Source organism: Mycobacterium helveticum, assembly GCF_007714205.1.
In the GTDB taxonomy this organism is placed as follows: domain Bacteria; phylum Actinomycetota; class Actinomycetes; order Mycobacteriales; family Mycobacteriaceae; genus Mycobacterium; species Mycobacterium helveticum.
Genome location: NZ_VMQU01000395.1, coordinates 1 through 283, shown reverse-complemented (window position 1 = coordinate 283; position 283 = coordinate 1). Strand labels below are relative to the sequence as shown.

The following is a 283-nucleotide window of genomic DNA, read 5'->3' as shown; positions in this document are numbered from 1 at the left end:
AACCCCAGATTCGCCGGAATCCGCCCCCGCTGCACCGCCAGCACCGCCTTGATCAACCCCGCAACACCCGCCGCGGCGTCCAAGTGCCCGAGAACGGGTTTGACGGAGCCGATCAGCAGCGGCTCCTCCTGCCGGCGTCCGCGGCCCAGCACCGTTCCCAGCGCGCGGGCCTCGATGGGGTCGCCGAGCAGCGTGCCGGTGGCGTTGGCTTCGACGTAGTCGACCTCGCGCGCCTGCACCCCGGCAGCACCGTAAGCCGCCCGCAACACCGCCATCTGCGCGG

At 72.4% G+C, this 283-nt stretch carries 1 protein-coding gene; it reads right to left on the bottom strand.

The window, feature by feature from the left end; all coding sequences use genetic code 11:
• Positions 1-283, bottom strand: a 283-nt coding sequence (locus tag FPZ47_RS28075; RefSeq protein ID WP_145039851.1) for a beta-ketoacyl-[acyl-carrier-protein] synthase family protein, incomplete at both ends; no start/stop codon positions are given.